Genomic DNA, 22,666 nt, shown 5'->3' on the forward strand with positions numbered 1-22,666 from the left:
TCGGTGCTCGCCGCTGCCGGGTCACGGTGCCCGGTAGTACGTCGGGTCGATGCTCGCACGATACGTACTGGTCAGGTACAGCGACTGGATCGTCTTCTCGAAGATCTTGAAGGGTAGCTGGATCCAGAAGTCGGCGAAGCCCTGGCGGTGGAAGAGCCGGCTTCCGGTGCTCATCACGAACACGTTCTTGACCAGGCCGGTGGTGGCCGCCGTGGTGACCGAGGCGGCGGCGTTGATCCCGCCCTCCCAGACCGCGTCCCCGCCGTGCAGCTTCACGGTCTGCCCGTCCGCGTTCGTCACACCCCACACGGCCGCGTTCATGCTGCCGTTGACCCACCCGGACAGCGCGCTGCTCATGACACCGAACGAGAAGTCGTACATACCGCCCCGCCAGCGGGTCGGCGTCTCGTTGCCCGCCCACTCGTTGACCCAGGTCTTGTCGTGGTTGAGCGGACGGCGGGTCCACGGCTTGCCGCCGTCGATGTTGGCGATGCCCGTCTTGAACCGGCCGAGCTTCTCGAACCCGAGGACCCGGCCCTCGTGCACGGCCGTGCTCAGACCCGTCTTGATGCTCGCGCCGACCGCCGCGTTGGCGAACGACTTGAGTGCGTCCTTGCCGGTGAACGGCTTGTCCTGGACGGCGGCCACGATCCCGTTGACGGCGAGGTTCGCACCGAACTCCAGGACGAACTCCTGACCGAACTCCAGCGCCGCCTTCTTGGCCACGGACTGCCAGTACGGCTCGTACCGCGCCTCGCGCAGCGCCGCGTCGCCGCCCGGCACGAGCGTGCCGGACCACGGCATGCGCTGGGCCTCACGGGTGGTACGGCCCCAGCCGCGGATCTCCGTCAGCGGGCCGCGGAAGTCGTACTCGTTGCCGGTGAGCCGCATCCGGCCGAAGCTGTCCCGCTCGAACACCAGGCCGCTGTCGGTGCGCTGGGCGATCAGGTCGCCGTTCCTGCCGTAACGGTTCCACTGGCCGCGCCAGGCGTCCGTCTCCAGGAACCCGCCGCCGTCGGCCTTGCGCTCGCGCACCACACTGCCGTGGTCGAACTCCTTCCAGACCGAGCCGGCCGGGGTGTTCTGCGTGACGGTCGTGCTGTACGCCCGCACCCGCAGCGGTCCGCCGTTGTGCACCGGCGTCTCGCGCAGCACGGTGGGCGCGGCCTGTCCTGGCACGCGCAGCTCGTCACGGAAGTGCCGGGCGCCCTCCGTCCACCGGTCCTGCCAGGCACGGCCGTCCCACCAGCGGCGGACCTGCTCGCCCTGGCCCACGGCGACGGGCGTGCCGTTGCGTTCGTGGGCACTGACGCGCCAGGCGCCCTGGTCGTCCCGCCAGGCGTCGACGTACCGGCCGGAGTCCAGCATCCGGCGCTCGCGGACCAGGTTCCCGTCGCCGTCGTAGTCCCGGTAGGAGTCGTCCCAGGGCAGTCGCGAGTCGTTCGAGCCCCGGAAGAACTCCCGTCGGCCGCCGCCGAGTTCCGTGCCGTGCGCGTCCAGCTCACGCCAGGTCCAGCGGCCCGAGTCGGCGCGGCCGGAGCCCTGGACCACCCGTCCGGCGGTGCCGTCCGGGTTGGCGTGGCTCTGCCCGACGAGGTTGCCGTGCGGATCCCGGTCCACCCAGGTGCGGTCCCCGGTGAACTCCCTTACGACCCCGCCCGGGCGGCCCTCGCGGACGGTCCGGGTGACACCGCCGGCGTCCTGGTGGACGTCCTGCCAGAGCCTGCCCTCCGCGTCGTTCGCGAGCGGTTGGCGATAACCCCTGAGGTCACCGGCCTGCCACGGGTGGTCGCCCGGGTTGGCAGGAGGGTGGGCGGGGCGTGCCGCGTGATCGCCGACCTTCAGGGACGTGCCGTCGTGCAGCTTGCCGCTGAAGCGCGCGAAGGTGCCGTCCGCCGCCAGGTCCAGCGCGCTGCCGTCCATCCCGACGTACCGCACCCCGGAGGTGGTGGCGCCGTCGCGCGCCTCCTTCGTCCAGGTGAACAACTGGTAGGTGTCGTCGCCCCGGACATGGGCGTACGGCGGCCGGACGTGCTCGGCCCCGGCCAGCCAGCGGGTGCGGACCCAGGTGGGCGGGCGCTGTTCGCGCCAGCGGTCGGTGGTCAGGAAGCCGCCGTCGAAGGCCTCGTGCCTGCCCACCTCCTTGCCGTGCGGGGAGTGCCGCTCCCAGGTCGCGCGCAGGCTGCCGTCGGCCGGGTTCACGGCGTGCTCCTGGTACTGGCCGGCCCGCTCGGGCCACTCGGCCATGCCCCACTGCTGCTGGGCGATCCGGCCGTCCGCGGTGCGGTCGGTCCAGCCGCTGCCGAGGTGCTCCCGGGTCCGCGGGCCCGAGGCGAGCACCCTGCCGTCGCCGTCGTAACGGTGCCAGGTCCAGGCCCCGTCGCCGTCGTTGACGGCCAGGGTGTGGCCGGTCCTGCCGTTGAACTTCTGCAGCCCGTCGCGGTACTCCCGCACCGTCCGGCCCCAGCCGTCGGTGTCCCGCCAGCCGGTGCCCGCCGTGTCGTAGTGCCGGCTGCCGGTGCCGGCCGGAGTGCCGGTGTCGTCCCAGCGCACCCAGTGGGTACGGGGGTTGGTGCGGGCGAAGGCGATCGTGTCGGTACGCCGGAAGGAGTCGACCACGTCGCCGGAGGCAGCGGGCAGCACCCGGCGCTCGAAGACCGGCACCTGCTTCCCGGTGGAGCTGAGCAGCTTGACGTGTCCGCCCGCCGCTCCGGACAGGTCGGCGGTGCCGTGGTGGAAGGATCCGGCCGCGACGGGCGCACCCGACCTGGTGGTCCGCTCCCAGGTGCCCGCGGTGTGGTCGACGACGTACCGGTAGTCCGTGCGCCGCCCGTTGTCCAGCACGTTGAAGCCCTGCCGGGCCACACTGCCGTCGGCGGCCAGGTGCACGAACTCGCCGTGCCGCGGGCTGGTCCGGTCGTCGAGGACGATCCGGGTGGTGCCGTCGGGCCGCCGGACGGCGTCCCAGTGCGCGAGCCTGGCGCCCGCCGCGTCCTCCAGCCAGGCGCCGGGGTGCTCCGCGGTCGGCGGGGTCACGACGAGGTGGCGTCCGCCGTGGCCCGCGGGCAGCGGCGTGCCGGTGGCCGTGACGGCGCCCTGGACGTCGTAACGGGTGAACGAGCCGTCGGCCAGGGTGGTCCGGTGGCCGCCGCCGGGCAGCGGGACCGTCTCCTGGACCAGTCGGCCGGTGTGCTGGTCGAAGACCTGCCGGCCGCCGCCGGCGTGCGCGATCTCGATGCGGCCGGCCGCGTCGAAGGTGACCGCCCGCGCCGGGTCCGGCGCGAAGGCCTCGTCCAGCCAGCGCTGAGCCACGCCGAGCGGCCGGTCCAGGTGCCCGGCGGGCACGCCGCCCAGGCCGGTCAGCCGCAGCCCGTCGCCCGCGACGTCGCCGTTGGGCGCGAAGGTACGGTGACCGGTGCCGTGGACGGTACGGAAACCGCCGTCGGCCGGGAGCGCGGTGACCGTGTCGGGCAGCAGGTTGCCGTCCGCGTCGGTGAGACGGTGGCCGCCTGCTCCGTCCGGCACGACGAACCGGGCGCCCCGCGGCCCGCCGGCCGGGTCGGCCAGCGCGGTCGAGGTGCTCACCGGCCGGCCATGGGCGTTGTACAGCACGGACTCGCCGGTGACGTCGTGGATGGTGCGCGGCCGGTTGCCGTCGACCGCGACCACCCGCTCGGCCAGCGGCTGCCCCGCCGCGTCGGTGAGACGGTGACCCGCGCCGTCCGGTACGACGATCCTGCCGCCACGCGCGTTCGCCGCCGGGTCGAACAGGGCGAGGCCGACGTCCTGGTAGCGGCCGTCGCCCGTGAACCTGCTGGTCGCGCCGCTCGTCTCGTCGGTCACCCGGAAGCCGGAGCCGCCCGGGAGTGCGGTGACCGTCTGGGGGTGCCGGGCACCGGTCTCGTCGGTCAGCGTGAAGCGGCCCGTACCGTCATCGGCCAGGAACCGGTGCCCGCGCGTGCCCCGCGGGTCGGCCAGCGAGACGCCGGTCTCCTGGAGGCGGCCCCGGCCGTCGTGGCGCACGGACACCCCGGTCGTCCCGTCGGTGACCCTGAGGCCGTTCCCGTCACCCAGGTCCTGCACGAGCAGGTCCAGCCGGTTGCCCGCGAGATCGGTGACGTGCGCGTCGGCGCCTCCGGTGACCCGCACCCGGTCGTCGCCGGTGGGGACGCCGTCTCGGCCGGTGAGCTGGACGCCCTCGTCGAGGTGGTGCCCGAGGGCGTCCACACGCCGGGTGGCGCCGGTGTCGAGACGGGTGATCCGAGCCGCGCCGTCGGGCAGCGGGAAGGCGGTGAGCCGGTCGGCACCCGGGCCGCGCACCGTCAGGGCCTGACGGGTGCCGTGGCCGTTGATGCCGGTGTGCAGACGCAGGCCCGTCGGCGCGCCGTCGGCCCCGAGCAGCGGCATCTCGTAGGCGATCCGGTCGCCGTTCGCGGTGTAGGTGTCGACGGTGCCCGACGGGGTGTGCCGGACGTCGAAGCCGCCGTTGGGCCCGGTGACGACCGTGCGGGTCGGGTCCGCGTGCAGGTGCTCGTCGAGTACCTGCAGCGTCACCGAGCCGTCCTCGCCCACGCTCCGCTCGACGGTCAGCCCGTTCGGCCCGCTCGTGCCCGAGTTGTTCAGAGCGACGTGGTCGACCGCGGGCGGGGCGGTGTCGGGCAGGGTGTCGAGCTTGCCCGCGCCGAGCGTCGCGCCGCGGTGGGTGGCCGCCAGTTCGATCTCGTGGATCCGGGCCTCGATCTCGGCCGGTGGGACACCGAGGCCCTCGAGGTTCGTGTAGGCGGTGCGGAACCGGTCCCGGGCGGCGACCAGTTCGCGGTTGAGCTGCGTGTCGTACGCACTGACGCCCCGCGAGGTGCTGGGTCCGCCCGGCGCCGCGCGCAGATCCTCGACCCGGTTGAGTTCGGCCCGGGCGGACGACAGCTCGACCCAGGCCTCGCGGAACGGCCGGCCGTCGCCGCCCAGAAGCGCGTCGAACCGCGCCGAGTCCTCGGCCCACGGCGTCCCCTCGTGCTGCCGGGAGGGTACGGCCGCGGCCCGGGTGGTGTCATCGGTGGTCCGGAGCGGCGGGGCGGTGTCCAGCAGGCTCAGGGCGTCGTTCTGCCGCTGGGCCTGCGCGGACCGGTCCATGCCGTCGAGTGTCGTACGGAGCGCGGTCCGCGTGTGCGGGGTCGTGCCGCCGTCGGCGAGGGCGGCACGGATGCGGCCGGCCAGCCCGCCCCCGTCCCCGTCGCCGCCGAGCCGCCGGACGTCGTCCAGCAGCCGGTAGGCGTCCGCCTCGGCCCGCACCTGGTGCAGCAGTTGCTCCACTCCGGTGCGGCGGGCCGACGCCGGCCGGGCCTGCAGGAAGCGGTCGGCGGCGTCCGCCAGGTTGTCGAGGGCGTCGGCCCGCTGCGCCAACCGGTCGGCGGGGACGCGGTGGAAGGCGTCGAGAGCGCGGTCGACGTACCGGATCTGCGAGCGGGCGCGGATGCCGTTCTCCCGGTACGTGCTGCGGCGGAAGGCGGCGCGGTCGAGGAGGTCGGGGGTGGCCGGGTGAGCGGTACCGGGCGCCGGCGTCGCGGTGGTGTCGCCGGTCCGCCGGGGCGGCGGCCTGAGCATGTCGTCCAGGACGGCGTCACCGAGCCGCGTGCCGTCCCGCGGGGGCGGCGCGGCGAAGTCGCCGTCGCCGCCGTGGTGGGGCGCGGCCGGGTGCACGTCGTCGAGGCGCGCCGCGGCCGCGTCGGTGTCGGTGGGGTGGGGCGGGGTGGTGTCGGTGTCCGTGAGGTGGGGGGTGGGTGTCTCGGTGCCGGCGAGGTGAGGTGGCGTGGGTGTCTCGGTGTCCGCGAGGGGCGGGGTGGTGGTGTCGGAGAGGTGCCGGGGCGTGCTCTCCGCGTCGATGGGGTGCGTGGCGGCACCGTGGTTCGTGGTGGGGGAGAGGGTCGCGTCGCCCTCCTTGACCAGCGGCGGCGCCTGCTCGGCGTCGATCCCGTGCGGTGCCGGCGGCCGCGTGTCGGTGCCGTGCGGCGCCAGGGACTCGGTGTCGAGGTCGTGCGGTGCCGGGGACTTGGTGTCGAGGTCGTGCGGTGCCGGAGACTTGGTGTCGAGGTCGTGCGGTGCCGGAGACTTGGTGTCGAGGTCGTGCGGTGCCGGGGGTGTGGTGTCCGTGCCGGTGTGGTGGGGCGCCGGGGTGGCGGTGTCCGGGCCGTGGGACAGGAGGCCGTCGCCGGTGGCGGCGGGGGCCTTGGTGTCGGAGGCCGGCGGCAGGAACAGCCGGCGGCCCTCGTCCGTGAAGTGGAGGCCGGCGGCGTCACCGCGGACGAGTTTCGCCTTGGACAGCTGCCTGAACGCCTTGTCGAAGCCCGTCCTGCCCAGGTCGACGGCGGCCGCGGTCTGCAGGCCGTCCTTGGAGTCCGGCAGGGCCCGGAAGCCGTCCGAGTTGCCGAGTGCCCGGATCATCTTCTTCATGTGGTCCGTGACGCCCGGCAGGACCTTGAGCGCGTCCTCGGCCGCCTGCGAAAGTTCGCCGAGGTCGGGGCCGTTCGCCACGGCGGCCGACGAGGAGGTCCCGGCGCCCTGGTTCCGGCCCGGTTTGGGCTGCGTCCTGCTGCCCTCGGGCCTGTTCTGCGGCTTCATCGCGTCCAGGCGGGCGTTGACGTCCTTGAGGAGCTGCTCGCGCTGGTCGAGCAGGGTCCGTGCCATGTCCCTGCGTTCGCCGGCCGAGGCCTCGTGGAACTCCTGGGTCAGCTTGACCGCCTGCTCGGCGTGCGGCTGCGCCTTGTTGAGGTTGTAGCGCTGCGCCTTGGCGTTGCCGCTCCTGAGGGCGTTGTCCGCCTGCCGCACCCGGTCCGACGCCTCGTCGAAGGCCTTGCCGGCGGCCCGCGCCGCCGGGTCGACCGTGCCGTCGGCGAGGTAGCGTCCGTCGCCGTCCGCGTCGTGGACCGCCAGCGGCGACGGCCATTCGCTCGTGGCATGGCTCCCGCGCGGGTTGATGGGCAGCCCCGAGCCGAACTTCGCCTCGGGACGGTACAGCTTGGAGATGACCGAGCCCAGCTCCTCCGGACGGGCGGTGTCGGCGAGCAGCCGGAAGACGTCGTCCTGGAAGGCGCCGCCGATGAAGTGGACCTCGCGCACCACCGACAGGGCGAGCGCCTCCCGTACGTGCTCGCCGTGGAAGACCTCCTGCTCGAAGGAGACCTGCCGAGGCGGATGGTCGGGGTACTCGTACGTCCAGCGGCCCCGCTTGCCCACCTCGTCGAAGCCCTCGTCGTACTTCGCACTGCGGACGACGTCGTCGCCGAACTTCAGCTGGTTCATGGTGTCGCGGTCCAGCGGGTGCAGCTGGTCGTGGAGCGAGACCCAGCCGCCCCGCTCCTCGAGGACCTTGGCGTCGAAGACGAGCGTGGTCGGCCCGTACCGGGTCGCCATCGGCTTGTCGCCGACCTCCATGCGGAAGAACACGAAGTCGTCGTTGCCCAGGTTGGAGGTGTTCTTCGCCGAACTCTTGCCGGACGCGAGGAACCTGACGCCCCGCCGGGCCAGGTCGCCCTGGGAGGACATCACGCCGGTGTTCGCGATGGCGTGGTAGGCCGGAGTGGCGTGCTTGATCCGGTACGGCAGGTTCTGGAGCCTGTCCCGCAGCTCCCGGAACTTCGGGCGGTCCTCCTCCGGCATCGTCTGCAGCAGCCTGTCGAAGTCGTCACGCAGGTCCTTGATGTTCTTCTCGGACAGCGTGCGCACGAAGTCGTGCTGCTGGGACCTGGACAGCCTGTCGAAGCCGTCGAAGTCGTCGAACACCCTCCGCCACTGGTCCTCGGTGCCGGGCAGTACGGCCTTCCACTGCTCTCCGCTGTGCACCTCGCCGAACGCCTGGTTCTCGCGGTAGCGCCGCAGGAGGCCCGGAATGCCGTGCTGGATCCGCTCGACCGACGCGTCGGTTCCGAGGAACCCCTTGAGGACGAGGCGATCGCCGGGCTGCGCCGCCTTGACGGCGTCGTCGACCAGCTCCGCGAGATGGTGGGCGACGGCGGCCACGGGAGTGTGCTGGTTGCGCAGGGTGTACGTGCCCCCGAAGCGGGCGGCGTCCGTGACGTGGCCCTGGAGGGCCGCGTCCAGGTCCTTGGCGGCCTGTTCCAGCCCTTCGGCGAGACCCTTGAGCTCGGCGTGCGGAGTTGCGCCCGCCTCGACCAGGGACTCGAGTTCGTTGGCGAGCCGCCGGACGGTGACCGACTGGGACTCGATCTCCTCGCCGGTCCGGATGAACTGGTCGGCGCGGACGGGGCCGGCCCCCGCGCCGCGGGAGGCGGCGTCCAGACTCTGCGCGTGGTGCTGCAGCTTCCGGGCCCGGTCGATGTCGCCCGCGCCCGCGAACTGGTCGACGAGCTGGTTCAGTTCACGCTGGGAGAGCAGGCGGTGGTCGAGTTCGTGCTGGAGTGCCTCGTCCAGTTCCCGGGTGGCGTCCTTGAACTTCGTGTCCGCCTCGGTCAGGTTCGCCCTGGCCTCCGCGATCTTGTCGGTCTCCTTGCCGGTCTGCGTCAGCTTGATCTCCGCCTGCTGCAGCTCCTGGTGGGCCCTGGTCTGGTCGGCGAGGAGCTCGTTGAGCCGTTTGGGCGGGGTCACGGTGGCCGCGCCGCTCTCGCCGTGGGCGCCGTGGGCGGCGGCCGCGGGCGGGGGAGCGGTGTCGTTCGCCGCCGTGACCGTGCCGCCGAGCAGCCGGGGCCGTTCCTGCAGGCTGAGCTGCCGCAGGGCGCCGAGATCGGCCTCCATCCGCACCGGGTCGACGCCGAGTTCGGTCAGACGCCGGTGCGTGGCGTCGTACCGCTGCTGGGCGAGGCCGGCGTTCTCGCGGGCGCGGATCTCGTCGGGCGTGGGGCCCCGGGAGCTGCCCGCGTGCCCGTTGTGCGGCAGCAGGTCCTCGGCGCGGCCCAGGTCGTACCGTGCCTGCACGTAGTCCCGCCAGGCCTCGCGACGGGCCCCGCGTGACGCGTCGTCGACGTGCCCGAAGAGGGCGTCGACGCGTTCGCCGTCCCGGAACCACGCCTGCTCGATCTCGGCCGGGGTGAGCCGGGGCCCCCGCCCGGGCAGCTCCTGGCCACCGGAGTGCGCCGGGTCCTGGCCCGGCCTCGGCGTCGTGTCGGGGGTGCCCCGGGTCGGGCCGGGGACGGGCGGGTCCGTGTGGGCCGAGGCGGGGTGCGCCGGGCTCGGCAGTTCCCTGCCCCAGGACGTGGGCGTCGGCAGGGAGCTGAGCAGCTCGTTGTTGTGCAGGACGTGGCCGCGCAGGTCGGCGGCGAGGTCGCTGAAGCCGGTGCCGCTCCACTCCCTGGTGAAGGTGCGGTCGCCGCCGGTGATGGTGACGGAGACCGCGTTCTCGTCCACCTTGTGGGTGACGGTGATGGTCATCTCGTCCGCGTGGCCGGGCCGGCCGACGGTGAACGTCCGCACGTTCGGGCCGTCACCGCCCTCCCGGACGATCGCGTCGCCGAGCCCCTCCCAGCGACGCACCGCGTCCTGCCCGAAGGCGCGGCCGAAGTCCTCGAAGGCCTCGCCGGAGGGCAGCCCGGACCACTTGTCGTTGATCAGCCTGTCGAGCTGTGCCTCGGGGATCTGCTCGGCCCGTACCGGTACGACGGTGATGCCGTCCTCGACCCGGGCCGGGCCGGTGCGGTGCAGCCGGGTCGGCGAGAGGGTGACCTCCCACTGGTCCTGGTTGAGCGCGAGGGCGTCGTCGGCGGCCTTCTCGTACCCCGGCGGGTAGGCCATGGCAAGTTTGCCGTGGTCGGCCGGGACGTCGATCTCGAAGACGACGCGGTTGCTGTTGACGCCGTTCTTCGCCCACTCCGCCTGGAAGGCGCGGTTGTTGGAGGTCGACGCCGGCAGCCGCTCCACGAACACGTCGGCCTGCGCGGCCCGCGGGTCCATGGAGACGCCCCGCCACACCGTCATGCGCTGGTTGGGACCCTCGAACATCAGGTCGCCGGCGACCTTGTTGAACTGCCTGACCTTGCCCACCAGGCCCGGATCGGCCTCCAGGGCGCTGGGCTTGACGTAGCCGGCGTACCCCTTCTTCGACGTGAACGCGCCGCCGATGACGCCCTGCATGAAGAGCTTGGTCTCGTTGTCGGTCGCGGCCCTGCCCATGTGGCCGCGGGCCGCGTGGGCGGCGGCGTCCCAGCTGTCCGCGGACGTGCCGGCGAGTCCGGCCGGGCGCGGTGGCAGGGTGACGTCCGGGGTCGCGGAGCGCAGCAGGTCGCCGGTGGAGCGGCTGTAGACATGGCTGCCGGATGCGGAGGCGACGACGATCTCGTCGTCGCCGCCCAGCTTCGCCGGCCAGGTGCCGGCGCCGTCGGTCACGGAGTCCACGGACTTGCCCGCGACCTTGACGCTCACCCCGCCCAACGGGCCGTCGCCGAACCGCACGGTCTCCTCGGCGAGCCGGAGACCGCCGAGGCGCTTGAACGTCCAGCTGTGCACCACGCTGCCCCCGACGGCGTCGAGCTGCCGTACGACGAAGCCCGTGCCCTGCTTCTCCACGGTGTACAGGCCCGACTCGACCGCCCCGCCGTGGAGTTCGGGCCGACCGGTGCGCGGTGCCTTGAGTGCCAGCTGGTGGTCGCCGGGCACCTTGACGACGTCGGGGTCCTTGAGGAGTTCGTCGAAGCCGTCCGCGTGGGCGGCGGCGGGCGCGGCGTCGAAGGCGTCGCCGGAGTGCCCGCGGGAGCCGGACGGCAGGTCGATCGTGAAGCCCTGCCTCTCGGCCGTGTTCACGAAGTCGACGCTCGCGCCGCCCGGGTAGGGGGCGCTCATCCGGTCGGTGACGACCTTGACCCCGTCGAAGTCGTGCACCGTATGACCGAGGGTGGACTCGTCGAACTGCAGCTTGTAGGTGTCGGCGGAGGCCGAAGCCGGGGACGAGGACGCGGCGCCCCGTTCCGGCAGGTGCTCCGGGGCATGCCCGGACGTGCCGCCGGAAGACCCGGCCAGCCCCTTGTCGGCGTCGGTGTGGGCGGGCGTGCCGGCGAAGGCGGGGCCGTCGGTGGCACGGGCGCTGCGCCCGGTGTCGACGAGGTCGAGGGCCGAGCGGCTGGGGTCGCCACCGGAGCCGGGGTGCCCGGAGCCACCGAAGGACGCGGAAGACGGCTCGTGGGTGCCGGCGCCGACCGTGAGCCGGTCGGGGAAGCCGGGACTCGTGGCGAACCGGTCCGGGGTGGCCGGGTCGGCCGTGAGCCGGTCCGGCGTCCCGGGCGTCGGGGACGGTGAGCCGTGCGGGGGCCGCTCCACCGCGGATCCGGGGCGCGGCGAGCCCGGTCGGTGGACGAGTTCGTCGAGGTGGAGGCGGGTCTGGTGGGCGCTGAGGGCGCTGGTGGTGCGGTCGGCGAGGGCGTCGCCGGTGCCGGGTGACACGGGAGAGTGCGGGGTGTTGTGCCGGGTGCCGGCCAGGAGGTCGAAGGCGGAGACCCCGGCGTCGACGCCGCCCGGCCCGTCGTGCCCGAGGCCGGTCGGCGAGGGGTGCGCCACGGTCGTGGGCCCGGTGAGCAGGCTGTGCGGTGCCGTCACGTCGTGCGGGGAACCGGGCGCCGGGGCCGAGTCCGGCGCGGTGTGGGCGATGCTCGTGCCCGGGGTGCCGGTCAGCGTGGTGTGGGCGGCGCCGATGCCCGGGGTGCCCGGCGCGTGCACGGAGCCCACGCCCGGGGTGCCGGTGAACGCGGAGTGCAGGGTGCCCGCGGCCGGGTTGGCGGTCGGCAGGTCGCCGAGCGCGGCCGCGACCGGCGGCGTGCCGTGGGTGCCGGTCAGGACGGTGCCGCCCGGGGTGTGGGTGGCGTTGTGCGCGCCGCCCGGCAGCAGCACCTCGGCGTGCGAGGTGAGGTTCGCCGGTGTTCCGGGCAGCCCGGTGAGCGTGGTGTGGGCGCCCCCGGAGACGGCGGTGACCGGCGTGCCGGTGATGCCGTGCGTGGCGCCCGGGACACCGGCCGAGGCGGGCACGTGCAGGCCGGACGCGGTGGTGACGGTCGGCGTGGCGCCGGCGCTCACCCCGAGCTCCGAGTGCCCGCCCAGCGCGCCGAAGTTCTCCACGCGCACGTTGCCGAGCTGCACGTGCGGCATGTCGACCAGCGCGTCCACCGTGCGCGCCGCGTGCACGCCGAAGTTGCCGCGGTGGGAGATCGCGCCGACGTCGCCCAGGTTCAGGGACGGCGGCCGCAGTGTCGACGTCACGTCCAGATGCGTGCTCGGGATGTGGAGGTCGAGGCCGTGGATGCTGCCCTGCCCGGAACCCGCCCCGAACCGCACCTCGTTCAGCTGGATGCGGGGCATGTCGACCAGGGCGTCGACGGTGCGCGGGTCGACCGGGACCGAGCTGATCGTACGGCCGATGCTGCTGGTGATCGGGGCGCCGAAGACGTGTTGGCCGAGCACACCGCGGTCGAAGAGGCCGATCCGCAGGGCGCGCGCGAAGCCGTACTCGCCGATCTCCGCCGCGTCCACGGGCAGGAGGATCCGCAGCCACTTGGTGCCGCCGAACTCCTGGCCCACCCACCCCTTGGTCGCCTGCCAGCCCCGGGAGAGCGTCTCGGGCAGCCCGCGCACGAACCCGGGAATCGCCTTGAAGCCCTGCACCACCGTCAGGCCGAGGGAGTTGACACCGCGGCCGATGACGTTGGGCAGGTTGTGGATGCCGTCCAGCACCCACAGGCCGCCCTTGTAGACCCAGGTGCTGCCGAGCCGCACCAGGTCCTTGAGCCCGAGCAGCAGGGTGGTGGGGCGGAAGCCGTTGGTGAACAGGTTGCGCAGGGCCTGGAAGGTGCCCCGGGCGATGTTGGCGAAGCCCTTGGCGAACGCGCTCGTCGCGACGCCCTTGATGATCTGGAAGATCGGCAGCGCCTTGGTGGTGGGCGCCAGGATGCCCAGTCCGGCGAGGAAGAGGTCGAGGAAGCTCGCGTTGCCGTTGGCGAAGTCGACGATCGTCTTGATGAACAGGGTCAGGTTGACGCCGAGCGCGAGCAGCGCGATCGGGCCGCCGAAGATCAGGGCCGGAATGATCAGGATGATCGCCAGCCACTGGAACGCCTCCCAGAAGATCTGGCACTCGGAGATCGGCAGCTGGATGTCGGAGACACCCGAGATGCTGCTCGCCGCCGTGGCCGCGCCCTCGCCGTGCTCGGTACCGGCCTGCCGGGCCGTGGACGCGTAGGTCTCCCGGTCCGGGTCGTCCTCGGACAGCCCGCGGCCCGAGTTCAGCGCGCCGTCGGCCCGGGACTGCAGGTCGACCAGCTTGTCCGCCCAGGTGGTCAGGGCGGTCGCCGCGCTCTCGAAGGACTGCGCCACGTCCTCGATGTGCCCGCGCAGCCGGTCGTTGACCTTGCCGCGCAGCGCGTCGGCGGCCTCGCCGACGAAGACGCTGTCGCCGGCGGTGTTCATCACCGCGTCGATCGCCGTGCTGATGCGGCGGGCCTCGGAACCCAGGTGGTTGAGCTCGGTGGACAGCGTCCGGATCTGGTCGGGTTCGCCCGGTGTGGGGTCGCTGTCCAGCCCGATCGCGTTCCAGTCGGTCGGGCGTGGCATACGGGTTCCTCCCGGAAGCTGCGGGGCTCGGGGTGGTTCCTCCCCAACGGACCACGCCACAGCGACCGCCGCGGTTCACGTGATCTGGGTTACAGCAGCCGTCCGGGGTGAACCGGCGGGGCGTGTGCGGCGTGGTCCAACTGACCGGAGTCGTGACTGGGAGGCCCCCATGGCCGATGGCCTGAAAATCGAGTACAACGTCCTCAACGACGCCAAACGGGACCTGGAGAACCTGGCCGGCGACATCGGTCCGCTTCTGGACAACAGCACGTTCTCCCGGCTGGGCCAGACGGACTACGACGGATACACCTCCACCGAGGCCCTGACGGTCCTCGGCGACCAGAGCCTGGCCGACGCGCTCTCGGGTTTCTACTCCAACGCGAGCAGCACCATGTCCCACGCGGACAAGGGCCTCAAGGAACTGGCGAACGCCTTCGGATCGGTGGGCGAGGCGTTCCTGTCGTTCGACTCCGAACTGGCCCAGGGCATGGGCATCACCGGCAGCAACCTGGGCCTGCAGAACTACTTCCGGGACAAGGACCTGTGGGACTACAAGCAGTCCCACCTCGACCAGTGCGTGCCCGGCCCGGACGGCACGATGCCGGACTTCTGCTCCGCCACCGACCCCGGCGACCCGCCGCTGGACCAGACGGTCACCACCGACCGCGGCAGCGTCCACACGCACCTCACGCTCGACGACCAGCACCACGTGATCAAGGAGGAGTCCACCGTCACCTACGACGGCAAGACGTACACCTCGGTCACCAACTACTCCAGCGACGGCAACCACTACACCACGGACACCTCGTACCCGGACGGCAGCACCGTGCACTCGGAGACCAACCTCAACTCCGACGGCAGCGGCACGATGGTGACCACCGGCAGTGACGGCGACCGCACCGAGTACACGCGCGGCCCCAAGGACGCCAACGGCAACCAGCCGGACTGGCAGCAGGTGGGTGGCACCACCGACGACGACTGACAACTGACCCTCCAGACGACCCACAGGAACGGACAGGAACCCCATGGCCAGCTACAACGGCATCAACCTCGACTACCACAAGATCGAGGAGGTCGTGAGCCTGCTGCACGACGCCCACGAGAACCTGCTGCCGGTGCTCAGCAACCTGCGCAACCGGGTCAACACCCTCGTCGACGACGGCATGGTCTTCCAGCAGTCCAGCGAGGTCATCCGCACGACCTACAACAACTTCGACACCAGCCTGCTGGCCGCCGTGAAGGGCATCAACGACTTCTCCGAGATGTTCAACGGCATCAAGGAGAACGCGATCCAGTTCGACCAGGGCATCAGCAGCAGCCTGCAGAGCAACTCGTAACGCCCGTACGTGCGAAGGGGCCCTCCCGGACTTCCCGGGAGGGCCCCTTCGCGTGCCGTGCGGCGGGGGTCAGGACCGCAGTGGGGTCAGCGGCACCTGGAGGGCGAGCAGCGCCCCGCTCGGCCCGGCCGTCCACGCCCGGCCGGGGTGTGTCGTCGCCCGGACCACGCTCGGCATCAGCCGGACGCCGACCAGGTCGCCCTCGGTGAGGTTCTTCGGCGCGAGGAGCAGCCCGCGCCGCGCCCTGCGGGCCGCGAGCGTCCAGCCGCTCATCCCGCTCTGGAACCCCTCCGCCGAAGCCGCGTAGACCAGCCCCAGGCCCCGGTCGCGGCCCGAGACGGCGATCTCCTTGAGCAGCTTGTCCGCCGCCGAACCGGTGAGCAGGTCGGCGTCGTCGATCACCACCACCTTCGGCCCCGGCAGCGCGTCCAGCGCCGCCTGCACGGTGTCTGCCGACGGGTCGTTCTCGGTGAGCACGGTGGCCGTGGCGTGCCGCTCCAGGGCGCGCAGCGGCGACTCGCGCGGGGTGAGGACGACCAGCGAGGTGCCACCGGCCAGCAGGGACACCGCGATCGAGGCGAGGGTGTTGCTGCGCCCCGACCCGGCCGGGCCGAACACCCCGAACGCCGAGGCCGAACCCGCCAGGTCGGTGCCGACCGGGCCGCCCTCGTCGCCGCCGACGCCGAGCAGCCCCCACATCGGCCGCCGGTCGCTCTGGGCGACCTGCCCGTAGGCCTCGGCGAACTCCACCGAGCGCGGCAGCACCGCGACCTGGAACGGCCGCCGGGCCCCGGGCAGCTGGGCGTCCCGCTTGCGGGCGGCCTCGCCGATGGTGCGCAGCGCCTCGGCCTGCTCGGTGCCGCCGCCGGCCGCCAGCTGCGCCACCTGGGTCTCGGTGCCGCTGAGGACGTGCCAGCCGCGGCCCGGCGGGATGTCGGCGGGGATCTTGTTCGGCATCATGCCGACCGCCTGGTAGTCACTGCGGTCGCCCTGCCGCAGCAGCAGCTTGTGGTCGTTGTGCGCGGCCATCCGCCCGCCCAGCAGGGAGCGTTCGGAGGTCGCGACGACGTGGATGCCGGCGGCGGCACCCTCACGGATGAGCCGGGTCACCTCCTGCACCAGCTGGCCGTGGTCGTGCTCGTCGATGATGACCGAGAGCGAGTCCCAGCCGTCGATGAACAGCAGGATGTGCGCGGGCCGTTCGGCCTTCGGCAGCAGCTTGCGCAGTTCGGCGATGCCGGTCGCGCTGTGCGTCTGCGCCAGGTCCTGCCGTTCGGTCAGCTCCCGGTTCAGGCGGTGCAGCAGGCGGCCCAGCCGCTCCAGGTCGTGCCGGGAGACCACGCCACCGCAGTGCGGCAGCGCGCCGAGCGCGGTGAGTCCGCCGCCGCCCGCGTCGATGCCGTAGATGTGCACATCGGCGGTGCTCGCCGCGCGCGCCGCCGACCCGGCGATGGTCCGCAGCACCTGGGTACGGCCCGAGCGCGGGGCACCGATGACGTACAGGTGCCCGAAGGTGGCCAGGTCGGCCACGGCCACCCGGCGCTGCTGGAGCTGCGGCACGTCCTCCAGGGCGTACGGGATCACCAGCCGGCCCTCGCGGGTGGCGCCGAGCTCGTCGAGGTCGTCCAGGGTCAGTTCGCGCTGGAGCGGGGGCAGCCACGGGCTGGGCTGCGGGGTGAAGTCGTCGAGCAGGTCGGCCGCCGTGCGGATCTCCTCGACGAGCACCTGGAGGTCGGTCGGGGCCGGGCCCTGCGCGGAGGCGACCGTCACCGTCCGTGCCTCGGCGGGCAGTTCGGCGGGCCGGCCGAGGGCGTCCCAGCCCACGTCCACGGACCGCACCGGCCGGCGGGGACCGGCCTCCGGCTCGGCCGCGGCGGCCGGGGCCTGCCGGGGCCGCTCCGCGCCCACCCACGCGGTCTGGAACGGGTCCGCCTGCTTCGGTCCGCGCCGTACCAGGGCACGGCCGGGGGTGCCGGAGGAGATGTCGACGGCGTCCTTGACGTCGATGATGTCCTGGCTCTCGGTCATGTCGGTGACCCGCAGCGCGATCCGCAGGTTGGTGTTGGCGCGGATGTCACCGGTGACCACACCCGCCGGGCGCTGGGTGGCCAGGATCAGGTGGATGCCGAGCGAACGGCCGCGCTGCGCGATGCTGATCAGCCCGGGCACGAAGTCGGGGACCTCGCGGACCAGGGTGGCGAACTCGTCGATGACCAGCAGCAGCCGGGGCAGCGGGGCCAGCGAGGGATCGGCGGCCCGCTTGGCCCGGTACTCGGGGTGGTCCTTGGCGTCGGCCGCGGCCAGCACCTGCTCCCGGCGCCGCAGTTCGGCACCGAGCGACTCCAGGGCCCGCTCCACGAGGTGGGCGTCGAGGTCGGTGACCATGCCGAGGGTGTGCGGCAGGCCGGCGCACTCCTTGAACGCGCTGCCGCCCTTGTAGTCGACCAGTACGAAGGTGAGCTCGTCGGGCCGGTTGGCCGCGGCCAGCGAGGCGACGAACGTCTGCAGCAGCTCCGACTTGCCGGAACCCGTCGTACCGGCGACCAGGCCGTGCGGTCCGTCCTGCACCAGGTCCAGGGAGAGCGGACCGTCGAAGCCGGTGCCGATGATGAAGGACGTGGCGGCCGGGTCGGTCTGCCAGCGGTCCAGCAGCGCCTGCGCGTTGGGCGGCTCCTGGCCGAGCAGGTCCAGGAGCCGCACCCGCTGGGGCAGCCCGGCGTCGTGCTCGGGGCTGACGTCCCTGATCGGGGCCAGCGACCGGGCCAGCTGCTCGCACCACTCGGGGGAGACCCGGTCGGCGCGCACCGCGGGCAGGTCCGGCGCGCCGGGCCGCCGCAGGGTCAGCCGCCCGTCGGCGGCGAGCACGACACCCGTGCTCTCCTCGGGCAGCAGCCGCTCCTGCTCGTCCAGGCAGACGCTGAAGATCCGCACCCGCGGTCCCTCGGTGAGCACCTGCACCATGCCGGGCACGTCGCGCAGCCGCCGCGCCCCGTCCGCGATCACCAGTACGTCGGGCTCGGCGAAGACCACGTCACGCTCGTTGCCGGCCTGCCGGCGGCGCGACTGCACCTGGGAGACGAGTTCGCTGACGCGGGCGGCGGTGGACTCCGGGTCGTTGCCGATCAGGACCACGGGACCACCGGCCGTACCGGGCTTCAGATGCGGCAGCCAGCGCGTCCACGCCCAGTCCGCCACCCGGTCCGGCTCGGTCAGGACGACGATCCTCAGGTCGCGCGGGCTGTGCAGCACACCGGCCTGCGCCACCAGCCAGCGGGCCAGCGGCTGCACCTCGGCCGCCGGACCCGCGACGCCCACCACACCGTGCGCGCCGATGTCGACACCGATCGGCGTGTCGGGGATGTTCCAGCGGATCGAACGGTGGTTCTCGTCGCGCGCCGGATCCTCCAGCTCCCGCACCGACGGCTGGTCCACCGTGCCCAGGCGCAGCACCAGATGGTCCGGGTCGCGGCGGCGCCGCTCCCAGAGCCGGCCGCCGGGACCGGTCGCGATCAGGGCCACGGCCGCCGGGTCCGGGCCGGTCCTGTCCCGCACCCGGCGCTCGCCGACCACCGCGTCGCGGACCTGCTCCTCCAGCACGTCACGGCGCCGCTCGTAGGCCGCCTCCGACTCCAGGAACTGCTTGCGGGCCGCACGGCGGCCGGTCGCCCAGTTCGACAGCATCATCATCGGGCTGAGGAACAGGAACACCAGGAAGTAGTACGACTTGAAGATGCTGACCATGAACAGGCCGAGGACGATCGGGGAGATCATCATCACGGTCGGGAACGGCCGCTTCTGCGGCGGCGACGGCGGCTGCGGCAGCCGGACCCGCTCGGCGTCCAGGTGCGGGGCGATCCGCGGCGGCCGGTTGTAGTCCACCCCGTAGCCGTCGGCGGACGGCGTGACGGCCGCGTCCGCCTCGACCGGGGAGCTCATCCGCAGCAGCACCGGCCCCACCGTCAGGTCCTCACCGGCCGGCCACGGCACCGGGCCGGGCCCCGCCGGGCGTTCGCGGGGCGGCTGCGGACGGGGCCGGCGCAGCTGGGTGACGGCGTCGTCGGGCGGCGGCGCCGCGAGCCGGGCCCGCACGGCGGCCTCCGGGCCGGTGTCGATGCGCTGCCAGGAAGCGGTGCCGTCCGCGCCGACGGTCACCCACAGCCCGCTCTCCGGCACCCCGTCGGCGGCGTCGAGGCGCAGCGCGCACAGCGGGTCGGTGCCGATCTCGTGGCTGCCCGGACCGAGCTGCCAGGTGCGCCCGGCACCGGGCCCGGAGACCAGGTGCACCTCGGCGAGAACCCCGTCCGGGGCGCCGTCGTCCTGGACCCGGACCAGGTCGGCCGGACGGGCCGGGCCGCCGAGCCCGACCAGTCCGCCGTCCCGGATCCCGCTGCCGGACACCGGCGTGTCGGGGTCGAGCCGTTGATCGTCGGCGTAGAGGTTCCGGGCCCGCGGCGCACCGGCCGCCGCCCAGTCCGCGCCGCCGGCGGTGCCGGCCTCGTCCTGGGTCAGGGCGGCGGCGAGGTCGCCGACGGTGGCGTTCGAGGGCAGCCGGACCTGGTGGTCGCGGCGCTGTCCGTCCGTGGCGTCCACGGTGGTGATGGTGAGGTTCACGGCTCCCAGCCGGGCGTTCGTTCGTACGGGATCGGGGGACGGTACGGCGGTTACGGCGTCACGGCGCCTGCGGCGAGGTCGCGGAGACCCCGGCCGCCTCGGATGCGCTCGGCTCGGCGAAGTCGTCGTCGCTCTCGGCGGCCGCGACCGGGACGGGCACCGGCGCCGCGGCCGGCTCGGGCACGGGAGCCGGCCGGGTCGCGGAGACCCCGGTCGGCTCGGCGACGGGTGCCGCGCCGGAGTCGAGGTCCGGCTCGTCCGGCAGCAGGTCGGGGTCGGCCGCGGACACCGTGTCCACGGGATCCGCGGGTTCGGCCTCCGGGAGGTCCGGGCACGGCGGCAGCGCGGCCAGCGTCCGGGCCACGGCCCGCGACAGCGGCAGCACGTCGACCCGCGCGGCGGCGGGCGCGCCGTGCACCGTGAGGACCGCGTCCGGGGCGATCTCCAGCAGCCGGGTCCGGCCCCGGGCCACACCCAGGCTCAGCAGCCGGACACCGGACGGCAGCGGCCGCTCCAGGGGGTCCGCGCAGACCGCGACCTCGATGCCGGGCTGCCCGACGGCCGCCGCGGCCGGCATCCCCGGATGCCGAGGGTGCACCCCGGCGGCGATGGCGACCCGGCCCTCCGGCAGCCGGGCGTCCAGCTGCGCGGCCAGCGCCTGGAGCACGGCGCGGGCCGGACGGGCGGCGCGCGACGGGCCGTACACGGACAGCGCGGGCGGACCGGAACGCACGTCCAGCAGCACGGCATGGCCCATGTCGTGGCCCACGCACACCAGCAGCGGCACCGCGGACCCCACGCTGTCGTCCGTCAGATCCGCACGGTCGATCCACCACAGGCGCGGGTCGCTCTCGTCCGCCGCCCAGGGCGCCGGCGGCTCACGCAGCGCGTCGCCGTCCGCCGCGACCAGCACGGCCATCCACTCGGGGCCGGCCAGCACGCCGTACGGCCGTACCCCGGGCCGGACGGCCGCGGCCAGCGCCGTGGCCCGCTCGGCGTCGGCCCAGACGGCCGGGTCGCGCAGCAGCCGCACCAGCAGGCGCAGGCCGCGCCGGTAGCGCAGTTCCGTGCGGACCGGACCCGTGAACGCCTTCGCGGTCAGGCCGATCTCACGGCCGAGCCGGCGCCACAGGGCCTTCCAGCCGCCGCCGCGCCGGACCAGCCAGTGCGTGACGGCGAGGACCAGCACCAGGACGCCGACGAGGCCGAGCAGGGTGGTGACGGTGTCGGAGGTCATCGCGTCTCTCCCCGCAGATGCTCGGTCCCGGCCGGGTGGCAGCCGTGGGATTCGAGGGTGGCGCGCAGTGCGCGGATGCCGTGGTGGGTACGGGACTTGACCGTGCCCGGGGGCAGCCCGAGCCGGCGGGCCACGTCGTCGCCGGGCTGGCCCAGCAGATGCACACGGACGACGGCCTCCCGGTGCGCGGGTCCGAGGGTGCGCAGGGCGGAGACCAGCACCCGGCGGTCACCGACCTGTTCGGCGTGGTCCGGCACCGGTGCCGGGGCGGCGCCGCCGAAGTCGGCCGCCGTGATCCCCACCGGGATGCTCCGGTCCCGGCGCCGGCCGTCGACCACGAGGTTGCGGGCCACCCGGAACAGCCACATCCGGATGGGCCGGTCCCGCCAGTCCAGCCGGCCGGCCGACTGCCAGGCCCGCAACAGGGTTTCCTGGACGACGTCCTCCGCACCGTGGGGGTCGCGCCCCATCATGCCGGTCACGAAGCGGCGCAGACTGTCGCGCTCCGCGAGAAGGAGGCCGAGCGTCCGGTCCGCGCCGTCGGCGCGGTCATGGTCGATGAGGCTCACGGCCTCCGCCTTCCGGTGTCGGTGGTGCTGTTGTGCTGTTCCGCTGTCTTGCCGGGTTGCTCTGTGTCACTGTGAATCGTGTCAGCCACGAACGCTAGCGCGAATAACGCCAGTTCCCGAAGCCGCACCCGTCCCGGACTTCAACAGGTTCGTCACAGGTAATTCGGCATAGGTGGACGGAAGGTGACGTTCGGCCGGATCTTCGTCGACGGGTGGGCGGATCGGTGCCGTGCCTTGGTTACTGTTCCTGTGCCCTGCCTGTTCCGGGCGTTCCAAGACCCCGCACGAGACCTTCAGGAGACGACGTGCCGCCCCTTCGCAAACCCCGGCCCCCGGCGGAACGGCCCGGCACGACGACGGGACGTTTCAGCGACACCTTCGCCCGCCGGCCCGCCGTGCCCCGCCGCGGGCTGGTGCCGGGCGCGCGGGTGTGGGCGACCGTCGGCGCGGCGGCCGGGCTCACCGTCGTCGTCGCCCTGGCCGTGCCGCTGCTGAGCCGGGTGGACCTCTTCCCCGACCCGGACACCGCACCGGCCGACGTGGTGGCGGCGGGGGAGCCGACGCCCCTGTCCGGCACCACCGGTTCCGGGTCCCCGTCGCCGTCCTCGTCCGCGACGCCCTCGCACGTCACCGCCGACAAGCCCGGGAAGACCACCTCCGGCGTTTCCGGATCGGCCGGCGGCACGGGCACCGGCTCGACCGGGCAGCAGTCGGGAGGCGGCACCGTCGGCTCCGGCCCCGGCTCGGCCCCGGACCCGAACTCCGGTTCCACGTCGTCCGGCTCCACGGCGTCCGGCTCCACATCGTCCGGTTCCACCTCCGGCGGCACCACGTCCTCCTCCTCGGGCACGTCCTCCTCGGGCACGTCCTCGTCCGGCGGCTCCGCGTCGGGAGGCGGCGGTACGAAGACCACCACCGTGTCCGGCGTGAAGCTCGTCGGCACCGGATCCGGCCGGTGCATCGACGTCACCAACGCGGGCGGCGACGGCACCCGGCTGGAGATCCTGGACTGCTCGGGCGCCGCCAAGCAGAAGTGGGTCTTCCAGTCGGACGGCACCGTCCGCTCGCTCGGCCTGTGCATGGACCTGGCCTGGGGCAACACCGCGAACGGCACCGCCATCCAGGTCGCCAGGTGCAACGGAAACCGCGCCCAGCTCTTCTACCTCAGCGCCCACGGCGACCTGGTCAGCGCCCTGGCCGACAAGTGCGTCGACGCCACCGACAACGGCACGGCCAACGGCACCAAGCTCCAGCTGTGGACCTGCTCGGGCACCCCCAACCAGAAGTGGCACAAGAGCTGACGGCCGAGGCCGGTCACCCGGTCCAGTCGCGGAGGCCGTGAAGACCGGCCTCCGCGCGGCCGGAGCAGCGGCCGG

The 22,666-nt window shown here is 73.6% G+C and carries 7 protein-coding genes; 3 read left to right on the plus strand and 4 right to left on the minus strand.

Translation table 11 applies throughout. The features are described from left to right. Window positions 1–21: 21 nt before the first annotated feature. On the minus strand, window positions 22–13,536 hold the full coding sequence (locus tag AB0472_RS22500) for a hypothetical protein (protein WP_366358339.1): 13,515 nt from the start codon (window positions 13,534–13,536) through the stop codon (window positions 22–24). A gap of 169 nt (window positions 13,537–13,705) precedes the next feature. On the opposite strand from AB0472_RS22500, the gene AB0472_RS22505 reads away from it, so the two are divergent. Together AB0472_RS22505 and AB0472_RS22510 are read left to right on the plus strand one after the other, a co-directional pair. Beyond that, a complete protein-coding gene (locus AB0472_RS22505; RefSeq protein WP_366358263.1) occupies window positions 13,706–14,518 on the plus strand; it encodes a hypothetical protein in 813 nt (270 codons plus the stop codon). A gap of 43 nt (window positions 14,519–14,561) precedes the next feature. After that, window positions 14,562–14,873: a hypothetical protein gene (locus AB0472_RS22510; RefSeq protein ID WP_366358265.1), complete on the plus strand. Its 312-nt coding sequence runs from the start codon at window positions 14,562–14,564 to the stop codon at window positions 14,871–14,873. Between the two features lie 69 nt (window positions 14,874–14,942). Here the strand turns inward: AB0472_RS22510 and AB0472_RS22515 are convergent, their stop codons facing one another. From AB0472_RS22515 to AB0472_RS22525, 3 genes are read right to left on the minus strand one after another with little or no spacing between them, the layout of a single operon-like run. Further along, entirely contained in the window at window positions 14,943–19,484 is a 4,542-nt protein-coding gene (locus AB0472_RS22515; RefSeq protein WP_366358267.1) for an FtsK/SpoIIIE domain-containing protein, read from the minus strand. A 58-nt stretch (window positions 19,485–19,542) separates the two neighbouring features. Beyond that, window positions 19,543–20,721, minus strand: a complete 1,179-nt coding sequence (locus AB0472_RS22520; RefSeq protein ID WP_366358269.1) for a hypothetical protein — start codon at window positions 20,719–20,721, stop codon at window positions 19,543–19,545. Continuing rightward, entirely contained in the window at window positions 20,718–21,290 is a 573-nt protein-coding gene (locus AB0472_RS22525) for a sigma-70 family RNA polymerase sigma factor (protein WP_366358271.1), read from the minus strand. The genes AB0472_RS22520 and AB0472_RS22525 overlap by 4 nt, the downstream gene beginning before the upstream one ends. 305 nt (window positions 21,291–21,595) lie before the next feature. Between AB0472_RS22525 and AB0472_RS22530 the strand changes: the two genes are divergently transcribed. Further along, window positions 21,596–22,591, plus strand: a complete 996-nt coding sequence (locus tag AB0472_RS22530) for an RICIN domain-containing protein (protein WP_366358273.1) — start codon at window positions 21,596–21,598, stop codon at window positions 22,589–22,591. Window positions 22,592–22,666 lie beyond the last annotated feature (75 nt).

The sequence above is a fragment of the Streptomyces sp. NPDC086777 genome, from assembly GCF_040702065.1.
In the GTDB taxonomy this organism is placed as follows: domain Bacteria; phylum Actinomycetota; class Actinomycetes; order Streptomycetales; family Streptomycetaceae; genus Streptomyces.